Genomic DNA, 18,717 nt, shown 5'->3' with positions numbered 1-18,717 from the left:
ACCGGCGCCGCCAGCACCAGCGACAACCACTGCCAGTTCGTGAACTGCAACGCCGGCACCATCGCCATCGCGACCACCGGCACACTCAGCACCACCGCGGTGATCAACCGCTGCCGCAGCGGCCGCAGCTCATCGGCAGGCTCCTGCTCGGCCCCGGTGCCGGACTCGGCGGGCGGCGCGGGCAGCGCGGCGGTATAGCCGGCCTTCTCCACCTCGGCGATCAACTGCTGCGGATCCACGCCATCCGGGAAGGTGACCTTCGCCTTCTCCGTCGCGTAGTTCACCGTCGCGCTCACACCCTCGAGCTTGTTCAGCTTGCGCTCGATCCGGTTCGCGCAGGACGCGCAGGTCATGCCACCGATCGACAGCTCGACAGCCCTGCCTTCAGCCAGGGAAGACATCACATCTCCTTTCCTCGTGTCCTGCGATCAATGCGAGTCGTTGCCGTGAGAAGGGCTCGCGCTCGGCTCAGCCGTGGTTTTGGGCTGTCCGGTACCGGCCTGAGCGGTGAAGTCCGCGGTACGGACCTTGCCGTCATGCTGGAAATCCAGGAACAACCGGTAGTCGCCGCCGCTGGGCACTTCGGCGTAGAAGGTGATCTCCGGCCCCGCCTTCACGCTCTCCTCCGGATGCACGTGCAGGTAGGCCAGATCACCGGCCCGCAACGCCACCAGATGCCCGTACGCTCCCAGATACGGCTGCAGGTCCGTCACCGGCTTGCCGTCCTTGCTCACGCTCAGCGTCAGCTTGCTGGCCTGGCCGGGCACGAGATCACCCGCCAAGGACACCGCGTAACCGTCCACCTCAGCCGTACGAGCCACCGGAGCAAGAGGCTGCGGCTTGTAGTCACCCGCGACCAGCAGATCCGCACCGAGGGTCAAGCCGCTCCCACCCGTCGGGGTGAAGTCGGCGAAAGCCCGGTACGCACCCGGGTCATCCAGCGTCAGCTTCACCGACCACACGCCGTCGGCGGCCATGTCCGGGTGCACATGCTGGAAGCTCGCCAGATCCCGCGACACCACGATGAAATGCAGCTTCTTGTCATGCTCGACCTGATAGTCGGTCACCGGCCTGCCATCGGGACCCGTCACGGTGAAACGGAAATCCGTGGGCTCGCCGGGCTTGACGGCGGTCAACGGGTTGAGGGTGTAGCCGCTCTCGGACACCTGGAGCCCCCCAGGGGTATCGCCCTTCGCTGTTGCGGTGGCCTCCGCATGACCGCCATGACTCTCAGCGGCGGGAGTCGAATGGGTCGCCCCGTGTTCCGGCTTCGCCGGGGCCGGGCCGACCTCCCCCACCGCGTTACCGACGCCCAGGGCACCGCCGAAGACGACGGCCAGCCCCACGACGTAGGCACCCAGCTTGGTTGCCGCGTTCATGACCGACCCGCCACCTCGTAGCCCGCTTCCTCGACCGCGGCCACGATGTCCGCCGCCTCCACGGGGCTGTCGCTCTCCACGGTCAGCAGGCCGCTCGCCAGGTCAACCTCAACCGAAGTGACCCCGGACACCTCACCGACCTCCTCCTTCACCGAACTCACGCAGTGCCCGCAGGTCATGCCCGTGACGGTGTAGGTAGCGGTAGCCATATCGATCAACCCTTTCCGGTGATGTCTGTCAGGAACGAACGAGCCGCGCGATGGCGTCGGAAGCCTCTTTGACCTTCGCCTGAGCCTCCGGCCCGCCCTGAGCGGCGGCCTCGGCGACACAGTGCGCCAGGTGATCCTCCAGCAGAGAGATCGCGACCGACTGCAGGGCACTGGTGGCCGCCGACACCTGCGTCAGGACGTCGATGCAGTACTTGTCGCCCTCGACCATCCGCTGCAACCCCCGCACCTGACCCTCGATCCGGCGCAGCCGCCGCAGCTGGTCCTGCTTGCTGTCGCTGTATCCGACCATGTCTCCCCCTTCCGACTCCTTGAACGTACCATACCCCCCTACCGTATTCCAAACCGAGCCTGAGCCCAGGTGGCCGACCGGCGACACGACTATTAGTCGGCATAGTAGGTTGCCTACCCATCCCATGCACGAGCGCTGACCGAAGAAGCCCAGGCGGGCACGTCATCGCAGCTCAATGCGAATTACGGTGTTTACACAATGGACTCTTGCATCTACGTAGCGGACCTATAGAGTCACGTGCAACGCACGCCCTCCCCGATGGGGTCATCCTGCACCTCATATACCCCCCGGAGGTTTTGTTTTGTACCACCGAACCACCGCTGCGCTGCTCTCCCTCGCGCTCCTCACGGCCTGCGGATCCAGCACCGGCACGGCACCCAGCGCCCCCGGCACCCGGCAGGCCAAGAGCATCACCATCGCCATCTCCTCTGACGAGGGCACGCTCACGCCGTTCACCAACCAGACCGGCTACCCGGGCAACAACCTGGTGAAACTGCTCTTCGACACGCTGGTGATCGTGCGGGGCGACGGCGTCGCGCCGCTCCTGGCGAAAGAGATCAAGACCTCCGACAACAAGACGTTCACCCTGCCGCTCCGGCCGAGCGTCACCTGGCACGACGGCAAGCCGCTCACCTCCGACGACGTGGTGTTCAGCGTCGACTTCTACCGCAAGAACATGGAAGGCGACTCGTCGGTCGACGTCCGCCCGATCGCGAAGGTCAGCGCCAGTGGCGATGTCGTGACCATGACGCTCAAGGCGCCCGACCCCGAGTTTCCGCGCCGGATCCTGGCCGACATGGCGATCCTTCCCAAGCACCTGTGGGAGTCGGTGCAGAAGGTGAGCACGGCAGGGGTGGACAAAGCCGTCGGCAGCGGGCCGTACAAGCTGACCCAGTACGACAACGCCCGCGGCTACACCCTCACCGCCAACCCCGCCTATGCCCTGGGCAAGCCCAAAGTGGATTCGATCAAGGTGGCGGTGATCCCGGAGGAGTCCACCCAGTTCGCCGCCCTGCGCACCGGAGAGGTGCACATGTCCACGCGCATCGTGCCCCCGCAGCAGCTCGCGACGTTGGAAAGGCAGCCGGGCATCGGCGTGGTCAAGGGCACCGAGTTCGCCTCCACGCTGCTGGCGTTCAACACGACCAGACCGCCGTTCGACCGCCCCGAGGTACGCCGGGCTCTGGCCAAGGCCATCGACACGGGGGATCTGGTCAAGACGGCGCTGCTCGGCCAGGGCACCCCGGGCAACCCCGGCTTCATCCACGCGGAGTCGCCCATCAAGGGAGACCGGCTCCCGCCGATCTTCGACGCCGAGGCCGCCAAGCGGGAGCTCGACGCTCTCGGCGCCAAGCCGGGACCGGACGGGATCCGGGTGCTGGACGGCAAGCCCATGTCGTACGAGCTGCTGGTGCAGAGCGCCTCCACGGACCGGCTGCGCAGCGCCGAGCTGATCCGCGACATGCTCGAGAACGCGGGCGTCGCGGTGAAGGTCACCTCGCTCGACTCCGACTCCCTCGACGCCAAGGTCTGGCCCGACTACGACGTCCGTAAGGGCCGCAACTACGACATGTCCATGTGGGGCTGGTCCGCTCCCGTCATGCTCAGCAGCGGCACCATCGCCCAGCTCCTGGCCTCCGACCCGGACGACGGCAGCCTCAATGTCGTCGGCTTCAAGAGCCCGGCCGTCGACGAGACGATCGCCACCATGACCGCCGCACCCACCATGGAGGCCAGAACGGAGGCCGCCAAGAAGCTCCAGGCCCAGATAGCGGAGCAGCTGCCGTTCCTCACCCTGTACTACCGCAACGGCGCCTACGCCTTCCGCAAGGACGTCTACAGCAGCTGGACCTGGCAGAACGGCTCCGGCGCGCTGAACAAGTTCTCCCTCGTCGACTACCGGCTCGGATGACGGCGGTCCAAGCCGTCCGCCGCGGCTACCCCCGCTACATCGCCGGCAGGCTGGCCGAATACCTCTCGGTGCTGCTGGTCGCGCTCACGCTCAACTTCGCGCTCCCCCGGGCGCTCCCGGGTGGCCCGCTCAAGCTGTTCGGCAGCCCGGAGGCGCTGGCCAGGCTGACCGCCGACGAGCGCGCGCAGATCGCCACGCAGTACGGCTTCGGCCGGCCGCTCCCCCAGCAGTTCCTCGACTACCTGACGGGCGTGTTCACCCTGGATCTCGGCACCTCGCTGTCGGACGGCCGGCCCGTCACCCAGGCGCTGGCGGACGCGCTGCCGTGGACGCTGCTCCTGGTGGGCACCAGCACTGCGGTGACCGCCGTCCTGGGGGTGACGCTGGGCGTCGCGGGCGCCCTGCGTCGCCGCCGCGGCAAGGGCTCCGGGCTGCTCGGCGCGGCCGTGGTCGCCGACTCGGTCCCGCAGTTCTGGCTTGGCATGCTGCTGATCGTCCTGTTCGGGGTGAAGCTCCAGCTGCTGCCCACCTACGGCGTGGCCGGGCCGGAAGGGGTGACGGTCGGCGGGGTCCTGCAGCACCTGGTCCTTCCGGTGACGACGCTGACCGTCACCGGCATGGGATATCTGTTCCTCTACACCCGCTCGTCCCTGCTCACCGTACTGACCAGCGAGCCGGTGCAGCACGCCCACGCCCGCGGAGTGCCGTACGGCAGGCTCGTGCGCAGGCACGCCCTGCGCCCGGCATTGCTGCCCGTGCACACGATCCTCATGCTGGAGATCGGCTTCCTGGCCGCCGGGGCCATCGTGGTCGAGACCGTCTTCGCCTATCCCGGGCTCGGGCGGCTCACCTTCGACGCGATCACCGCCCGCGACTACCCGCTCATGCAGGGGGCGTTCCTGGTGCTCACCGTCATGGTGGTGCTCATGAACGCGCTGGCCGACGCGACGTACCCGCTGCTGGATCCCCGTGCCAGAACCGGAGACCGGAGATGATGTTCCTCAAGGCGCCGCGCCGGAACCTGCTCGGCGCGCAAGGAGTGATCGGCGTCGGCGTCCTCGTCGCGATCGTCGCCATCGCGGCGTACGGAGTCGCCCTGCCGGACGAGGCGGGGCGCGAGCGGGTGGCCGAGCCGTACGCACCGCCGCGGGCAGGCTTGCCGCTGGGTTCCGACGATCTCGGCCGGGACCTGCTCGACCAGCTCATCGTGGGCGCCGGCACGTCCCTGGGCCTGGCGTTCATCGTCGCCGTCTGCACCACGCTGCTGGCCGCGATCATCGGCGGCGCCGCCGGGATCGGCCCGCGCTGGTTGTCGGTCTCGCTGATGCGCGGCGCGGACGTCCTGCTGATCCTGCCCGAGCTGATCCTCTACATCCTGGCGGCCGCCTTCCTCGGCCAGTCCTTCGGCATACGGGCGGCGATCCTGGCGCTCATCCTGTGGCCGGTCCCCGCCCGCGTGCTCCGAGCCGGGGTGCTCACCGCCTGGTCCCGCGGCCATCTGGAGGTGTCGCGGGCCATGGGCGCACCGGCCTGGTGGTTGCTGGCCCGCCACGGCACGTACCTCATCGGGCCGCTGCTCATCCCGGTCTTCGTCCGCACCGCGAAGGTCGCCATCATCTACGACGCCACCCTGTCCTTCCTCGGCCTCGGCGACCCGACCTCGCCGAGCTGGGGCACCACGCTCTACTGGGTGCAGACCAACGGCGTCTTCCTGTCCGACGCCTGGCTGTGGTGGGCGCTGCCGCCCGGTGCCGCCATCACGCTCACAGTGCTCTCCCTCGCCCTGATCGGCGTCGCGGTGGAGGAACGGCTCAACCCTGCCCTGCGGGAGGCTGCCCGATGACCTTGAAAGTACGCGACCTGACCGTCCGGTACGGCGGCCTGGCCGCGGTCTCGCACGTCAACCTCGACATCGCCGACGGCGAGATCCTGGCGCTGGTCGGCGAGAGCGGCTGCGGCAAGACCTCGCTGGCCCGCACCCTGCTCGGCCTGCTCCCCTCCACGTCACAGGTCGGCGGCTCCGCGGTGCTGGGCGAACACGAACTGGTCGGACGGACCGACTGGACAGGTGTGCGCGGCACCCGCGTCGCCACCGTGCCGCAGGGCGCGATGACCGGGCTCAGCCCCGTGCACCGCGTCGGTGCCCAGCTCGCCGAGATGCTCACCCTGCACGGCGGCACGGCCCAGCCCGCCGACCTGCTCGACCGCGTCGGACTCCAGCGGACGATGCTCAGGTCATATCCGCACGAGCTGTCCGGCGGGCAACGCCAGCGGGTGGCCATCGCGCTCGCCCTGGCCGGCGAGCCGGACCTGCTGGTCGCGGACGAACCCACCACCGGGCTGGACGCCATCACCCAGCGGCAGGTCCTCGCCCTCCTGGCCGGGCTCCGCACCAGCATGCTGATCGTCTCGCACGACCTGACCGGGCTGCTGCCGTACGCCGACCGCGTCGCCATCATGTACGCGGGCCGCCTCGCCGAAGTCCGCCCGGCTCGCGCGCTGTCCCCGGCCTCCGCCCACCCCTACACGGCAGGACTGCTCAGCGCGACCCCCGTCGCCGACCGCGAGGTCGCCTGGGGCAGCATCCCCGGATCCGCGCCCGCCCTCGGGCACGTCACGCCCGGCTGCGCGTTCGCGGCCCGCTGCCCGCTCGCCGTCGACCGTTGCCGCGAGGAGACGCCGCCCTTGGTCGCACGCGGAGAGGCGCAGGTCGCCTGCCACCGTCACGACGAGCCGGACCACCCCTCCTACCCGAACGTGCCCCGCGTCGACAGCCCGTCGGGGAGCACCGTGGTCAGCGCGTCAGGCATCCGGCACACCTACCGGGCCCGCTCACGTGTCGTGGACGCGCTGCGCGACGTCGACCTCGAGATCGGCGCGGGCGAGATCGTCGGCCTCGTGGGAGAGAGCGGATCGGGCAAGAGCACGCTCGCCCGGATTCTGCTCGGTCTCATCAAACCGACCGCCGGTCGCGTGACGCTCGAAGGCCGGGAGCTGACGGCCGGCCGTGCACTGCGCCGCCTGCGACGACGGATCGGCTTCGTCCACCAGGACCCCTACGATTCGCTCCACCCCGGCATGCGGGTGGCGGCGCTGGTGGCCGAGCCGCTGGCGGTGGCCGGAGTGCCCCGGGGCGAGCGGCTCGGCCGCGTCCGGGAATCGCTGACCGCCGCCGGGCTGCCGGACGATTCCGGGTTCCTCGCCCGTTTCCCCGGCCAGCTGTCCGGCGGCCAGCGCCAGCGGGTGTCCATCGCCCGAGCTCTCGCCGGCAGCCCCGCGCTGCTCATCGCGGACGAGGCCACTTCCATGCTGGACGTCTCCACCCGCGCGGGGATCGCCACCACGCTGCGATCCCTGGCCGTCGAACGCGGCCTCGCCGTCCTGCTCGTCACCCACGACCTGGGCGAGGCCGTCCAGTCGTGCGACCGCATCCTGGTCCTCCAGGCGGGCCGGGTCGTCGAGCACGGCCCGGCCGACGACCTGGCCCGATCCCCGTCCCACGCCTATACGACCCGGCTCCTCCAGGCTTCCACATGAAACGACAGCCGCACCCGCTCCCCGGACCACACCGGGTGGCCCCTCCTGGGCACGAGCTGGTCGTAACCCACGACCGCACCGTGCAGTTCCCGGGGCCGGCGACCGGGGCCTGGAGCGGTCGTCCGGCCCTGGAAACCGTATACCCGTTATGGGTATCATTCTCTACTATGGCGATACGTAGTGCGGTTGTGCAGTGATGGATGTCTTTTCGCGACTGGAGTCGTTCGGGGATCGCTTCCGGCTTGAACGTGGCCTGACGCCGCACGACGGCTGGATCGCATGCGACCGGCTGCTCGACTCCTCATCGGACGAACTCTCCCGCGTACTCGAAGCCGAGCGGGTGGCCAGCGGCCAGAAGTCGGATCACGCCACCGCACTGACCGTCATGGCCGTGTACGCGGGCACCGTGACCGCGTCCGCGCTGCTGGCATGGGCGCTCGACCGGGTGGTCGTGGACATGCGACCGGACAACGTCGCCATCCGGCTCTCCGAGCACCACGGGTTCGAGGCGGTCGCGCTACGCGAGCCGAACGCCGTGGAGGCGCCCGTCGACACGCTTGTCTCCTGGGTGCTCGACGAGCATCTCCTCCCGCTCGCGCACGCCATGCGTACGCGCACCCGGGCGGGCCTGCGCCAGCTCCATGGCGGAGTGGCGCACGGGTGCGCGGCGGCGTTCTGCATCGCCAGCCGACTCGGCGGCGACGTCGATCGGCTGCAACGGGCCTACGAGGAGTTCCTCGCCGCCTCCACCGGCGGCCTGGAAAAGCTCGGCGAAGTGATCAGGCTGCGAGAGGGCGATCGCGAAGGGCTGTTCTACCTGCGCAACACGTGCTGCCTCTACTACACCTCCGACGAAGCGGTGAAATGCTCCAGCTGCTGCCTGGACAGCGCCGAGGACCGCGTGACCGCCTACCGCCGGGTCCTCGCGAACGGAGTGGTCCCCCACTGAGCCGCACCGCGCACCGCACAGCGCGCGACCCGAACGACTCCGGGCTCCGGGCTCCGGGCCACCGCCCCACTCCCCCGCCTCATCGGCCAAGCGTCTGCTTGGCCCGCGGACCCATCATGGCTCCCCGGCGGCGTGGGACTCCACCTCCTGCCATCGGCAGATCTTCTTGGCGACCAGGCCGGCCCCGATGCGCTGGTAGAACCGCTGTGCCGCCACGTTGCTCTCGGCGACCTCCCAGCGGATCACCCTGCCGTCCGAGGCGGCGGAGACCGCGCGCATCAGCCGTTCCCCGACCCCGTGGCCGCGCTCTCCGGCGCGCACGTAGAGGTCGTCGAGCGCGAGATAGTCGCCGCCCGACCACAGGCTGACCCGCTCCAGCCAGGACACGTACCCGATCGCCCGTCCGTCCCTCTCCGCGATCAGGTAGGTGATCTCGGGACGCCGGAGCAGCTCTTCCATGCGATCCACGCTCACGGTGATCGCAGCCCCCTGACTCTGGTGCTCAGCGAGCTCGCGCAGCAAGCCGTGAACGGTCGCCGCGTCGTCGGCCGTCGCGCGACGGATCGACACCATGGTGGATTCCCTTCTCAGCCGGTGGGCGGGATGTGGCGCAGCCGGAGGAGCGCGAGGATCGCCGCGCCGCCCGCGATGACCGCCGCGACGACGGCCGCCACGTTGAGCCCGCCCGCGAAGGCCTCGCGAGCGGGGGCGAGGACCTGCGCGGCGAGCTCGCCCGGCAACCCCTGTGCCGCCGAGACCGCGCCGTCGAGGCTGTCGCTGCCGGCCGCGACGGCTTCCGGCGGCAGGCCGCCGGGCAGTTCGCCGCTGATCCGGCTACGGTAGACGGCGGCGCCGATGCTGCCGATGATGGCGATGCCGAGCGAGATGCCCAGGTCGCTGCAGGTTGTCGCGAGCCCGGAGGCCGCACCCGCCTTCTGCGGCGGCACGGAGCCCACGACCAGGTTGGTGGTCAGCGCCATGGACGGCGCGACCGCCGGATAGAGCACCATGAAGCCCGCGACCAGCAGCGGCAGCCCGCCGACGGCGCCGACCTGGGTGAGCATCAGGTAGCCGATCACCTGTACGACCAGTCCGGCCGCGATGAGATACCCCGGACGGACCCGCCGTACCAGGATCGGGGAGACCGTCGAGACCAGCACCAGCAGGGCCGCCCCCGGCAGCACCCACAGCCCCGCCTGCAGCGGGGAGAGCCCCTCCACCAGCTGCAGGTACTGCGTGACCAGCAGGTACACGCCGCCGAGCGCGATCGCGGCCAGCAGGAAGACGCCCAGCGCACCGCTGACCGCGCGGTGGGCGAACAGCCGCACATCCAGCAGCGGCTCCGGCAACCGCAGCTGGCGCAGCACGAACCACCCTCCGAACGCCAGCCCGACCACGATGCTCACCAGCGCCGTCGCGAGGGTGCCGGCCTTGCCCAGCTCTTTGACGCCGTAGACGACGGGCAGCAGTGTCGCCAGCGACAGCGCCACGCTGAACAGATCGGGCCGGCCCGCCGCCGGGTTGCGGTTGTCGGGCAGCAGCAGGAGGGCGCCGATCGCCACCACCACCATGACCGGCACGGCCACCAGGAACGCCGCACGCCAGGAGTACGTCTCCAGCAGCGCCCCGCCGAGCACGGGGCCGAGACCGGTGCCCACCGAGATGCCGCCCGACCACACGCCGACGGCGACTCCCCGCTGCCGCGCGTCGGCGAACGTGGCGAAGATCAGGCCCAGGGTGGCGGGCATCTGGGTGGCGGCCGCGACGCCCAGGACGGCTCGCCACAGGATCAGCAGAGCGGGGTCGGAGGTGTTCGCGGCGGCCAGCGAGACCAGGGCGAAGACGACCGCGCCGGCGATCAGCAAGCGGCGATGACCGATCCTGTCTCCCAGCGTGCCCATGGTGACCAGCAGCCCGGCCATCAGGAACCCGTATATGTCGATGATCCACAATGACTGGGTGCTGGTCGGCCGGAGCTCCGCGGCCAGCTGGGGAATGGCCAGGAACAGGATGGTGAGCATCATGAACAGCAACATGGCGGGCAGGACCAGCACCACCAGCCCGAGCCACTGCTTGAGACCGGCGCGCCGGCCGTCGTCGATATCCGCGGAAGACATGAACGTGTTCCTTCGGTGAATGTTCTGGGAGCGAGCCGTCCGGCACGCTCCAGGGCCGACGACGGGCTTGCGGGCGTGGCACTCGTGTGCCCCACCGGCCGACATCGTCATGACCCGTGAGGGATTGACGTCCCCACGTTAGGAAGGCCCAGGCGGCCGCCGAATCAGTGAAATCGCCGGTCTCAGGCGGATCGCTCGGAGAGGACCAGCCGCATGAGCTCGGCCCGCGAGGTGATGCCGGCCTTCTGGAAGACCTTGCGCAGGTGGTAGTCCACGGTGCGCGGGCTGAGGAACAGCTGCCCGGCGATCTCCCGGTTGGTCAGCCCCTCTCCGACGGCCAGCGTGATGCGCAGCTCCTGTGGGGTGAGCGTGCTCAGCGTGTCCGCCTCGGGCGCGCGGGTCCGGGCCGACTCCCCGGTGGCGCGCAGCTCGCCCAGCGCGCGCTCGGCCCAGGTGAGGGCGCCGATGCGGCGGAAGGTCTCCGCCGCGGCGCGCAGGTGTTCCTGAGCCTCGGTACGTCGCCGGTCACGCCGCAGTTGCTCGCCGAACAGCAGCTCCGTCCGGGCGTGCTCCAGCGGAGCGTCCGACCTGGCATGCAGCCGCAGGCTCTCGGCGTAGTGGGCCTCGGCGCCGCCGTCGGTGCGGACCAGCGCCTGGCAGCGGGCCGCGAGTGCGCCCAGGTCCGGCGACGCGATGCGCTCGGTCCATTGCGCGTAGCGGGCCGTGGCCGCGGCGGCCCGATCCCGCTCACCGGCGCGGACCAGGGCCTCGACGAGGTCGGGGACGATGGCCATGGCGAGGTCCGGGGGCTCGTCGGCGTCCCAGACGCCGACCGCCTCGAAGTGCCGTACGGCCTCGCGATGCCTGCCCGCGACCAGCTCGACGAGCCCGAGTGCCCGCCTGGCGTAGAACTTGGCGTCGGCCAGGTCGCGGTCGCTCGCCTCGGCCAGCACGCCGGAGGCCAGCTCTCCGGCGTCCGCCCGGCCCCGGATGGCCGCCGACAGCGCGAGCAGCCCTCGGTTGCGGCATGCCGTGTTCGGCTGGCCGACCTCGGCGGAGAACTGGCAGCCCTCCTCGGCGTGGGCCTCGGCGAGCCCCAGCCTGCCGCGCGAGATCGCATCAGCCGCCTGGTACTCGAGGTTCCACGCGAGCGCGCCGAGGGCGCCGCTGCTGCGTGCCAGTTGCCCGGCGTTGCGGAACAGGCGCCCGCTCAGCTCATGCTCGCCGAGCGCGCGGGTGATCGACCCGGCCAGGGTCATCGTGATCGGATCGGTGAGCGATGCGATCACCGCGCGGTCGCGTACGGCCGGTCCCGGATCGCGGCCTGTTCGTGCCCGGCCGGCGTTGCGAAGGAGCAGCAGCAGCGCGTCCTCCGGGTCGTCCGAGTCGTCCGGGGCCGGCCCGATCTCGTCGAGCCAGCCGGCGAGGTCGGACCAGGCCTGTGGCCGGTTGGCGCGGACACCGAGGTTGCCGTACATCGCGACGGTCGGGGCGAAGCGGCGCCGGTCGATCCGCAGGACGCGTGGGATCCAGGGCTTGATCAGGTCCATCGCGTCATCGGGCGAGCCGGCGAACTCGGCCACGATGGCTCGCATGACGGCCACGGAGATCCGGTCCGTCTCCTCCAGGGAGGGCTCGCGTTCGGCCTGATCGAGCAGTTCGGCAGCCGCGGCGGTGAACCCGCCCTGGGCGGCGGCGTGCGCGGCGCTCCACAGCCGCCGTCCCCTGCGTGGGCCGTCGAGCGTGAGCTCGGCCGCCCGCGACAGCGAGGCCATGGCCGCGGCCGGGCCCCCGCGCAGGGCCGCCTGTTCGGCCGAGTGCTCGAGCTGGTCGGCGGCGTGCTCGTCGTGCCCGACGGCGGCCTGCCCGAGGTGCCAGGCATGGCGGTGCTGGTCGGCCGGGGTGTCGAAGGCCGCGGCGAAGGCGCGGTGGATCGCGACGCGCCGGTTGCCCGTGGCGCTGTGGTAGACCGCTGATCGGATCAGCGGATGCCGGAACGCCAGCCGCGGCCCGTCGTAGGTCAGCAGCTCGTCGAGCTCGGCGCGGTGCAGCAGGTCGGCGGCGATCCCCATGGAGGCGGCCGCCTTCTCGATGGTCTCGACGCTGCCCGAGCCGTCGGCGGCGATCAGCTGGAGCAGCGGCAGTGATTCGACGTGCCGCGCCCGGATCCTGGCCAGGAACGACCGCTGCAGCCGGTCCGTCATGGCCGGCGGCTCCGGTGTCCCCTCCGGCGGGATCCTCCTTCCGGCAAGCTCGAGCAGGGCCAGGGGATTTCCCCCGGTGATCGCCAGCAGACGGTCCTGCTCACCCTCGCTGAGGCGCCGCCCGCCCGCGCGCCCGGCGAGCAGCGCCCTGCCCGCTTCGGGTTCGAGGCCCGCGAGCGGGATGCGGCGCAGGTCGGGCAGATCGGTGCTGTGGCCCTCGTCGGCGCGCGCGGCCAGCGCCACCGCGATGGGCTCGTCGTCCAGCCGGCGGGCGACGAACGCCAGGGTCTTCAGCGTCGGCCGATCGGCCCAGTGCGCGTCGTCGACGACGCACAACACCGGCTTCTCCCCGGCCGCCAGGGACAGCAGCGACAGGGTCGACAGGCCCACCAGGAACGGATCGGGTGGCGTGCCGTGCGCGCGCCCGAACAGGACGCGCAGAGCCTGCGCCTGCGGGTCCGGCAGCTCGTGGGCCCGCCCGAGCAGGGGGAGCAGGAGCTGGTGCAGCGTCGCGTACGCGAGATCGGCCTCCGGCTCGACGCCCACCGCGCGGAGCACCCGGAACCCCGCGGACCGCTCCGTGGCATGTGACAGCAGCGCGGTCTTCCCGATCCCCGGCTCACCGTGGAGGATCACTCCGCCGCCGCGTCCCTCGGCGGCGCGCCGCAGCAACGACTCAAGCAGTTCGCTCTCGTCGTCTCTCCCCAGCACACGCCGAGCATAGAAAGCACCGGCACCTCTGACAAAGCGAGCCTGCTGCTCCAGCCCGGCCACCGTGATCAGTTACCCGTGGTCAGGACCATGCGGAAGCGGGCCCGGCCGGAGAGCATCTTCTGGAACGCCGCACCGGCCTCCTCCAGCGGGACCTCCTCGGTCCACGCCCGGACGCCGTTCCGGGCGGCGAACCTCATGGTGTCCTGGGTGTCGACCGCGATGCCGGAAGCGTGCCCGTGCACCCGTTGGTCACCGTCGCCAGCACCACCTCCTCTGCTTACGGAAGCAGCGGCCCCGCGGAGAGGCCCTCTCTCGCGGCCCCTTTCCTGTCCACCGGCCGTCGAACCTGGTCAGAGCGGGTTTGCCAGGCTCTGAGGACGAGGAGGGGGCCGTCGTGTACGGTGAAGGCCCAGCGGTCCGGAGCGGCCGTGACGCGCTGGTAGACGTTCTGGCGAGACTGCGCAGGTCCCGCATGGTCCGCGGTGGCGGGCCTCCTCCCTGGAAGGGTTCGCGTACTGGCCCTCAGCGTGACGATCCTGGCTGGACGGATTGTCGATCATTGACCGGTCTCCTCACGATCCGTCCAGAGGAATGCTGATATTTCTGGATTGTGGGCCACCATGACGGGCGTGAATCTCAACGGCCGCAAATTCGTGATGGTGAGCTCGACCGCGAGCGCAGTCGACCCGGACAGCCCGACGGAGTTCCTGTACCAGGAGTCCGACGGGGTGGTGTGGGGCAGCTACTCCGGCGACACCGTGACCCATGGGCGTTTCGTGGGCATGCGTGACGACGCCCAGGTGGCGATCTCGTACGCGCACGCGCTGAAGGCCGGCGGGAAGGCGGGCGGCCAGAGCAGCAGCCGCATCGAGAAGGGGGACGACGGGCTGCTGCGCCTGGTGGAGGAGTTCAGCTTCGACGGGGACGACACGGTGCACGTGAGCGTGTGCAGGGAGGTCGGCTGATCACTCAGTCGTCCTTGCGGAGGGCGGCGCGGCCCTCGGCGGCGCCGACGAAGCGCATCTTGCCGAGCGGCACGCCGCCCTGCGCCCCCTCCTGGACGGGCCGCCGCGCCGGACGGGCCCGGTCGCGATCACGATCGCGGTCGCTGGGCAGCACGTACGGCCGCTTGAGCACCTCGTCCAGGATGAACACGGTCTCCGTCGCCTTGACCGCCGGGATGTTGGCCAGCCGGTCGGTCACCATGGTGTGCACGGCGGCCACGTCGGACACCCGCACCTGGATCATGGCGTCGTGCTGCCCGGTGGTGATCGCGCAGTACTCCACCTCCGGCATCCGGGCCAGCTCGGCCCGGAACTGCTTCCACATCTGCTGGCGTACGGTCACGAAGATCAGGGCGGTGATGCCGAGCCCGGCCCGCACGTGGTCGATCTCGGCGGTGAAACGCTTGATCGCGCCGTCGGCGCGCAGCGCCTCGAAGCGCGTGTAGGCGTTCGCGCGGGAGATGCCCACCCGGTCGGCCAGCGCGGCCACCGAGATCCTGCCGTTCTCGCGCAGGACCTCAAGGATCTTCATGTGGATATCGTCAAGCTCGAGACCGATGCCGATCCGTCCAGGCTGACCGCCGCCGCCGACACCATTTCTGGAAATTTCACTCATCATTACCTCACTGACCTTTATATACGTCTCACCGACCGCACAGTGCCTGGACGTTCTGCCGCACAATCCTCGACATCTTCCTGCCGAACGTCCAAATCTTGGAGGACCCATCATGGCGACCCGCTCGCAGACGGCGGCTGTGCTGCTCGCCGGTGCACTCGCCCTGGCCGCCTGCGGCAGCGGCGGCGGCTCCCAGACTCCCGCCGCGTCCGGCGGTGGGGGCAAGACCCTCGTCATCGACACGTCCTTCGACCTCAAGACGGCCGACCCGGGCCGCACGTACGAGCCGACGGGTCTGATCGTCGGCAAGGCCGTCTATGAGACGCTGCTGACGTTCGACGGCGCGGACGTGACCAAGCCGGTGCCCGCGCTCGCCGAGTCGTACGAGCTGAGCAAGGACGGCAAGATCCTGACGCTCAAGCTGAAGAAGGGCGCCACGTTCGCGGACGGGTCGCCGTTGACCGCGGACGACGTGGTGTTCTCGCTGACGCGCGTGCGGGACATGAAGGGCACGCCGTCGTTCCTGCTGGACGGCGTCGAGGTGGCCAAGACCGACGACTCGACGATCACGCTGACGTCGAAGGCGGCCAACCCGGCGCTGCCGTACATCCTGCCCAACCCGGCCCTCGGCATCCTCAACAGCAAGGTCGCCAAGGAGCACGGCGCCACCACGGACGCCCAGGACAAGGCCGAGCAGTACCTGAACTCGGCCTCGGCGGGCTCCGGCCCGTACCAGATCGAGTCGTTCAACGTGAGCAGCCAGGTCACGCTCAAGGCGAACCCCAAGTACTACGGCACCAAGCCCGCCTACGACAAGGTCGTCATCCGCAACGTCGAGGCCGCCACGCAGAAGCTGAACGTCCAGCGCGGCGACAGCCAGATCGCCCTCAACCTGTCGGGCGACCAGGTCACCGGCATGCCCGCGACCCTGCAGGTCAAGAAGACCGCCTCGGCGAACGTCATCTTCCTGCTGGCCAACCAGGACTCCGCGATCAGCAAGACGACGACGAACCCCAAGTTCGTCGAGGCGGTCCGCAAGGGCGTCGACTACGCGGGGCTGCTGGAGCTGGCCGGCGAGGGCGCGGCGCAGGCGCCGGGCGTCATCCCGTCGCAGCTGCTCGGCGCGCTGCCCGCCGACCAGGCGGCCAAGCGGGACGTCGAGGGAGCCAAGGCGGCGCTGGCCGCCAGCGGCGTGTCGAACCCGACCGTCAAGCTGGAGTACCCGAGCGAGCTGACCGTCAACGGCCTGTCCTTCCAGCCGCTGGCCGAGCGCGTCCAGGCCAACCTCAAGGAGGTCGGCATCACGGTCGACCTGCAGCCCGCGCCGGTCACCACGGCCCTGGACAACTACCGCAACGGCAAGGAGGAGATGGGCCTGTGGTACTGGGGCCCGGACTACCCGGACCCGAGCGACTACCTGGCGTTCCTGCCGGGCAAGACGGTGGGCCTGCGGGCCAGCTGGAAGGCGGGAGCGGCCAAGGAGATCGAGGCCGCCGGTGACAAGGCCGCCACGGCGATCGGCGACGACGCCCGCAAGGCCGCCTACGTGGACGTGCAGACCAAGCTGAACGCCTCCGGCCCGTTCGTCCCGCTGATCCAGCCCAGCCAGAACATCGTGACGGCGGCGTCGGTGACCGGCCTCGAGTACCACCCGGTGTGGACGGTGGACGTGGCCGACCTCGGCGTGAAGTAAGGGAGCCTCGCAGGTGTCCGACATCCCGGGCGAACCCCGCCGGAGCCGGGCGAGACGGGTCCATCCGCTCGTCCGCTTCCTGATCCGGCGCATCCTGCTCGCGGTCCTGATGGCCTGGGGCATCACGCTCGTCACGTTCGTCCTGACGAACCTGGTGCCCGGCGACCCCGTGGCCGCGAACCTCGGCCAGCGGGCGCTGGGCGACCCGGCGATCGTGGCCCAGTGGCGGGCCGAGCACGGCCTGGACAAGCCGCTCTGGGAGCAGTACGTGCTGCACCTCCAGGGCCTGGTCCACGGCGACCTCGGCACCAGCCAGCAGAGTCACCGGCCGGTCAGCCAGGACCTGGCCGAGTTCGTCCCGGCGACGCTGGAGCTGGCCGGGGCGGCGATCCTGGTGTCGCTGGTGCTGGGCGTGGCGTTCGGCGTGATCGCCGCGCTGCGCCGGGACCGGCTGTCGGACCACGCGCTGCGCGTGCTGAGCCTCATCGGCATCTCGGTCCCGACGTTCTGGCTGGCGCTGGTGGCGTTCTACGTGTTCTTCTACCGGCTGCAGCTCACCCCGGGCAGCGGCCGGGTGGACGCGGCGCTCAACGGCGCGGTCCCGGCCGTGACCGGGCTGCAGACCGTGGACGCGCTGGTGGCGGGCCGGTGGGACGTGTTCTCCTCCGCGGTCGGGCACCTCGTGACCCCCGCGCTGGTGCTGGCGCTCTACACGATCGGCCTGCTCACCCGCTTCACGCGCTCGGCGGTGCTGGAGGTGCTGGGGCAGGACTACGTGCGCGCCGCCAGGGCCAAGGGCCTGCCCGGCCGGGTGATCCTCTTCCGGTACGTGCTGCGTTCGGCCCTGGTGCCCATCATCACCGTGGCGGGCCTGGCGTTCGGCAGCCTGCTGTCCGGCACCGTGCTGGTCGAGGCGATCTTCGCCTGGCCCGGCGTCGGCCAGTACGCGTACAAGAGCGCCACCACCCTCGACCTGCCCGCCGTCATGGGCGTCGGCCTGGTCGTCGGCGTCGTCTACCTGGTCATCAACCTGATCGTGGACGTCCTGTACGGCGTCATCGATCCCCGAGTGAGGCTGCAATGAGACGGCGGGACCCTCTGGCCCGCAGGGGCCTGCTTGCCCGGCTGCCCGAGGCGTGGCGGCAGCCGCTGGCCGTGGTCGGCGCCGTGCTGGCGGTGGCCTGGCTGGTCATCGCGCTGGCCGCCCCCGTGCTGGCGCCGCACGACCCCCTCGCCCAGGACCTGCCGCGGCTCGCGCCGCCGGGGCCCGGGCACTGGTTCGGCACGGACCAGCTCGGCCGCGACATCCTGAGCCGCGTCATGTACGGGGCCCGGGTGTCGATCCCGCTGACGTTGCTGCTGGTCGTGCTGTCGGTGCTGATCGGCGGGCTGCTCGGCGCCTGCGCCGGGTACTTCGGCCGCTGGGTGGACGAGACGATCATGCGACTGGCGGACCTGGTGTTCGCGTTCCCGACCGTGATCCTGGCCATGGTGGTGGCCGCCGCGCTGGGCGCCAGCCTGACGAACGCGGTGCTGGCCGTGCTGGTGGTGGCCTGGCCCGCGTACGCCCGCGTCACCCGGGGGCTGGTGCTGGGGGTGCGCGAGCGGGAGTTCGTGCTGAGCGGGCGGCTGCTGGGCTTCTCCGTGTGGCGGTCGCTGCGCGTGGACGTGCTGCCGAACGTGACCGGCCCCATCCTCGTGCTCGCGACGCTGGACATCGGCACCGCGCTGCTGCTGCTGTCCGGGCTGTCGTTCCTGGGCCTCGGGGCCAAGCCGCCCTCCCCCGAGTGGGGGGCGATGGTGGCCTCGGGCGTGGAGGTGTTCGACAGCTGGTGGGTGGCGACGTTCCCGGGGCTGGCGATCCTGACGGTGGTGCTGGCGTTCAACTTCCTCGGCGACACCCTGCGGGACGCGCTCGACCCCCGTACGGCCCGCGCGATCAAGGAGCGTGCACTGTGACCGAGCGAAGCGAGGGAACGAGACAGCACAGCGACCCGGTCGCAGGTCCGACGAAGGAGGACCTGTGACCGAGCGAAGCGAGGGAACGAGACAGCACAGCGACCCGGTCGCAGG

The 18,717-nt window shown here is 70.6% G+C and carries 18 protein-coding genes; 9 read left to right on the top strand and 9 right to left on the bottom strand.

The genetic code is table 11. The annotated features are described in order from the left end of the window. From AB0L65_RS26160 to AB0L65_RS26145, 4 genes are all read right to left on the bottom strand, one after another. On the bottom strand, positions 1 to 401 hold a 401-nt coding region (locus tag AB0L65_RS26160), incomplete at its 3' end, for a cation transporter (protein WP_364249810.1). A gap of 27 nt (positions 402 to 428) precedes the next feature. Continuing rightward, complete coding sequence (locus AB0L65_RS26155; protein ID WP_364249807.1) at positions 429 to 1,379, bottom strand: hypothetical protein; 951 nt, start codon at positions 1,377 to 1,379, stop codon at positions 429 to 431. After that, positions 1,376 to 1,588 (bottom strand): copper ion binding protein, encoded by a 213-nt coding sequence (locus AB0L65_RS26150; RefSeq protein WP_357736933.1) that lies wholly within the window; start codon positions 1,586 to 1,588, stop codon positions 1,376 to 1,378. Before AB0L65_RS26150 ends, AB0L65_RS26155 begins: the two co-directional genes overlap by 4 nt. Positions 1,589 to 1,616: 28 nt before the next feature. Further along, positions 1,617 to 1,898 (bottom strand): metal-sensitive transcriptional regulator, encoded by a 282-nt coding sequence (locus tag AB0L65_RS26145; protein WP_364249803.1) that lies wholly within the window; start codon positions 1,896 to 1,898, stop codon positions 1,617 to 1,619. A gap of 301 nt (positions 1,899 to 2,199) precedes the next feature. On the opposite strand from AB0L65_RS26145, the gene AB0L65_RS26140 reads away from it, so the two are divergent. From AB0L65_RS26140 to AB0L65_RS26120, 5 genes are all read left to right on the top strand, one after another. Then, positions 2,200 to 3,810: an ABC transporter substrate-binding protein gene (locus tag AB0L65_RS26140; protein WP_364249800.1), complete on the top strand. Its 1,611-nt coding sequence runs from the start codon at positions 2,200 to 2,202 to the stop codon at positions 3,808 to 3,810. Further along, positions 3,807 to 4,805: an ABC transporter permease gene (locus tag AB0L65_RS26135; protein WP_364249797.1), complete on the top strand. Its 999-nt coding sequence runs from the start codon at positions 3,807 to 3,809 to the stop codon at positions 4,803 to 4,805. The genes AB0L65_RS26140 and AB0L65_RS26135 overlap by 4 nt, the downstream gene beginning before the upstream one ends. Then, complete coding sequence (locus AB0L65_RS26130; RefSeq protein ID WP_364249794.1) at positions 4,802 to 5,653, top strand: ABC transporter permease; 852 nt, start codon at positions 4,802 to 4,804, stop codon at positions 5,651 to 5,653. The genes AB0L65_RS26135 and AB0L65_RS26130 overlap by 4 nt, the downstream gene beginning before the upstream one ends. Further along, positions 5,650 to 7,347 (top strand): ABC transporter ATP-binding protein, encoded by a 1,698-nt coding sequence (locus tag AB0L65_RS26125; RefSeq protein ID WP_364249791.1) that lies wholly within the window; start codon positions 5,650 to 5,652, stop codon positions 7,345 to 7,347. Before AB0L65_RS26130 ends, AB0L65_RS26125 begins: the two co-directional genes overlap by 4 nt. A 196-nt stretch (positions 7,348 to 7,543) precedes the next feature. Next, positions 7,544 to 8,296: a (2Fe-2S)-binding protein gene (locus AB0L65_RS26120; RefSeq protein ID WP_364249788.1), complete on the top strand. Its 753-nt coding sequence runs from the start codon at positions 7,544 to 7,546 to the stop codon at positions 8,294 to 8,296. A gap of 114 nt (positions 8,297 to 8,410) precedes the next feature. On the opposite strand, the gene AB0L65_RS26115 is transcribed toward AB0L65_RS26120, so the two are convergent. From AB0L65_RS26115 to AB0L65_RS26100, 4 genes are all read right to left on the bottom strand, one after another. Further along, on the bottom strand, positions 8,411 to 8,869 hold the full coding sequence (locus AB0L65_RS26115; RefSeq protein ID WP_364249785.1) for a GNAT family N-acetyltransferase: 459 nt from the start codon (positions 8,867 to 8,869) through the stop codon (positions 8,411 to 8,413). Positions 8,870 to 8,883: 14 nt separating this feature from the next. Further along, positions 8,884 to 10,413: an MFS transporter gene (locus AB0L65_RS26110; protein ID WP_364249782.1), complete on the bottom strand. Its 1,530-nt coding sequence runs from the start codon at positions 10,411 to 10,413 to the stop codon at positions 8,884 to 8,886. Positions 10,414 to 10,595: 182 nt separating this feature from the next. After that, positions 10,596 to 13,328 (bottom strand): AAA family ATPase, encoded by a 2,733-nt coding sequence (locus tag AB0L65_RS26105; RefSeq protein WP_364249779.1) that lies wholly within the window; start codon positions 13,326 to 13,328, stop codon positions 10,596 to 10,598. A gap of 68 nt (positions 13,329 to 13,396) precedes the next feature. Further along, positions 13,397 to 13,573, bottom strand: coding sequence for a hypothetical protein (locus AB0L65_RS26100; protein WP_364249777.1), 177 nt, complete (start codon positions 13,571 to 13,573; stop codon positions 13,397 to 13,399). A gap of 387 nt (positions 13,574 to 13,960) precedes the next feature. On the opposite strand from AB0L65_RS26100, the gene AB0L65_RS26095 reads away from it, so the two are divergent. After that, positions 13,961 to 14,296 (top strand): hypothetical protein, encoded by a 336-nt coding sequence (locus AB0L65_RS26095; RefSeq protein ID WP_364249774.1) that lies wholly within the window; start codon positions 13,961 to 13,963, stop codon positions 14,294 to 14,296. A gap of 4 nt (positions 14,297 to 14,300) precedes the next feature. Here AB0L65_RS26095 and AB0L65_RS26090 read toward each other — a convergent pair whose 3' ends face one another. Further along, positions 14,301 to 14,951 (bottom strand): Lrp/AsnC family transcriptional regulator, encoded by a 651-nt coding sequence (locus AB0L65_RS26090; RefSeq protein WP_357740542.1) that lies wholly within the window; start codon positions 14,949 to 14,951, stop codon positions 14,301 to 14,303. 112 nt (positions 14,952 to 15,063) lie between these two features. Here AB0L65_RS26090 and AB0L65_RS26085 point away from each other — a divergent pair, with 112 nt between their 5' ends. From AB0L65_RS26085 to AB0L65_RS26075, 3 genes are read left to right on the top strand one after another with little or no spacing between them, the layout of a single operon-like run. Further along, positions 15,064 to 16,644 (top strand): ABC transporter substrate-binding protein, encoded by a 1,581-nt coding sequence (locus AB0L65_RS26085; protein ID WP_364249771.1) that lies wholly within the window; start codon positions 15,064 to 15,066, stop codon positions 16,642 to 16,644. Between the two features lie 13 nt (positions 16,645 to 16,657). Further along, positions 16,658 to 17,728, top strand: a complete 1,071-nt coding sequence (locus AB0L65_RS26080; RefSeq protein WP_364249768.1) for an ABC transporter permease — start codon at positions 16,658 to 16,660, stop codon at positions 17,726 to 17,728. Then, positions 17,725 to 18,603: an ABC transporter permease gene (locus tag AB0L65_RS26075; protein ID WP_350727950.1), complete on the top strand. Its 879-nt coding sequence runs from the start codon at positions 17,725 to 17,727 to the stop codon at positions 18,601 to 18,603. Before AB0L65_RS26080 ends, AB0L65_RS26075 begins: the two co-directional genes overlap by 4 nt. Positions 18,604 to 18,717: the final 114 nt, after the last annotated feature.

Source organism: Nonomuraea sp. NPDC052116, from assembly GCF_040680035.1.
In the GTDB taxonomy this organism is placed as follows: domain Bacteria; phylum Actinomycetota; class Actinomycetes; order Streptosporangiales; family Streptosporangiaceae; genus Nonomuraea; species Nonomuraea angiospora_A.
This window is presented reverse-complemented; position numbering and strand designations above follow the sequence as displayed.

Bases quoted from the DNA above. Each gene is read 5' to 3' on its own strand.
- AB0L65_RS26155 (WP_364249807.1), bottom strand. From the start codon at position 1,379: ATGAACGCGGCAACCAAGCTGGGTGCCTACGTCGTGGGGCTGGCCGTC.
- AB0L65_RS26150 (WP_357736933.1), bottom strand. From the start codon at position 1,588: ATGGCTACCGCTACCTACACCGTCACGGGCATGACCTGCGGGCACTGC.
- AB0L65_RS26145 (WP_364249803.1), bottom strand. From the start codon at position 1,898: ATGGTCGGATACAGCGACAGCAAGCAGGACCAGCTGCGGCGGCTGCGC.
- AB0L65_RS26135 (WP_364249797.1), top strand. From the start codon at position 3,807: ATGACGGCGGTCCAAGCCGTCCGCCGCGGCTACCCCCGCTACATCGCC.
- AB0L65_RS26130 (WP_364249794.1), top strand. From the start codon at position 4,802: ATGATGTTCCTCAAGGCGCCGCGCCGGAACCTGCTCGGCGCGCAAGGA.
- AB0L65_RS26125 (WP_364249791.1), top strand. From the start codon at position 5,650: ATGACCTTGAAAGTACGCGACCTGACCGTCCGGTACGGCGGCCTGGCC.
- AB0L65_RS26120 (WP_364249788.1), top strand. From the start codon at position 7,544: ATGGATGTCTTTTCGCGACTGGAGTCGTTCGGGGATCGCTTCCGGCTT.
- AB0L65_RS26115 (WP_364249785.1), bottom strand. From the start codon at position 8,869: ATGGTGTCGATCCGTCGCGCGACGGCCGACGACGCGGCGACCGTTCAC.
- AB0L65_RS26110 (WP_364249782.1), bottom strand. From the start codon at position 10,413: ATGTCTTCCGCGGATATCGACGACGGCCGGCGCGCCGGTCTCAAGCAG.
- AB0L65_RS26090 (WP_357740542.1), bottom strand. From the start codon at position 14,951: ATGAGTGAAATTTCCAGAAATGGTGTCGGCGGCGGCGGTCAGCCTGGA.
- AB0L65_RS26085 (WP_364249771.1), top strand. From the start codon at position 15,064: ATGGCGACCCGCTCGCAGACGGCGGCTGTGCTGCTCGCCGGTGCACTC.
- AB0L65_RS26075 (WP_350727950.1), top strand. From the start codon at position 17,725: ATGAGACGGCGGGACCCTCTGGCCCGCAGGGGCCTGCTTGCCCGGCTG.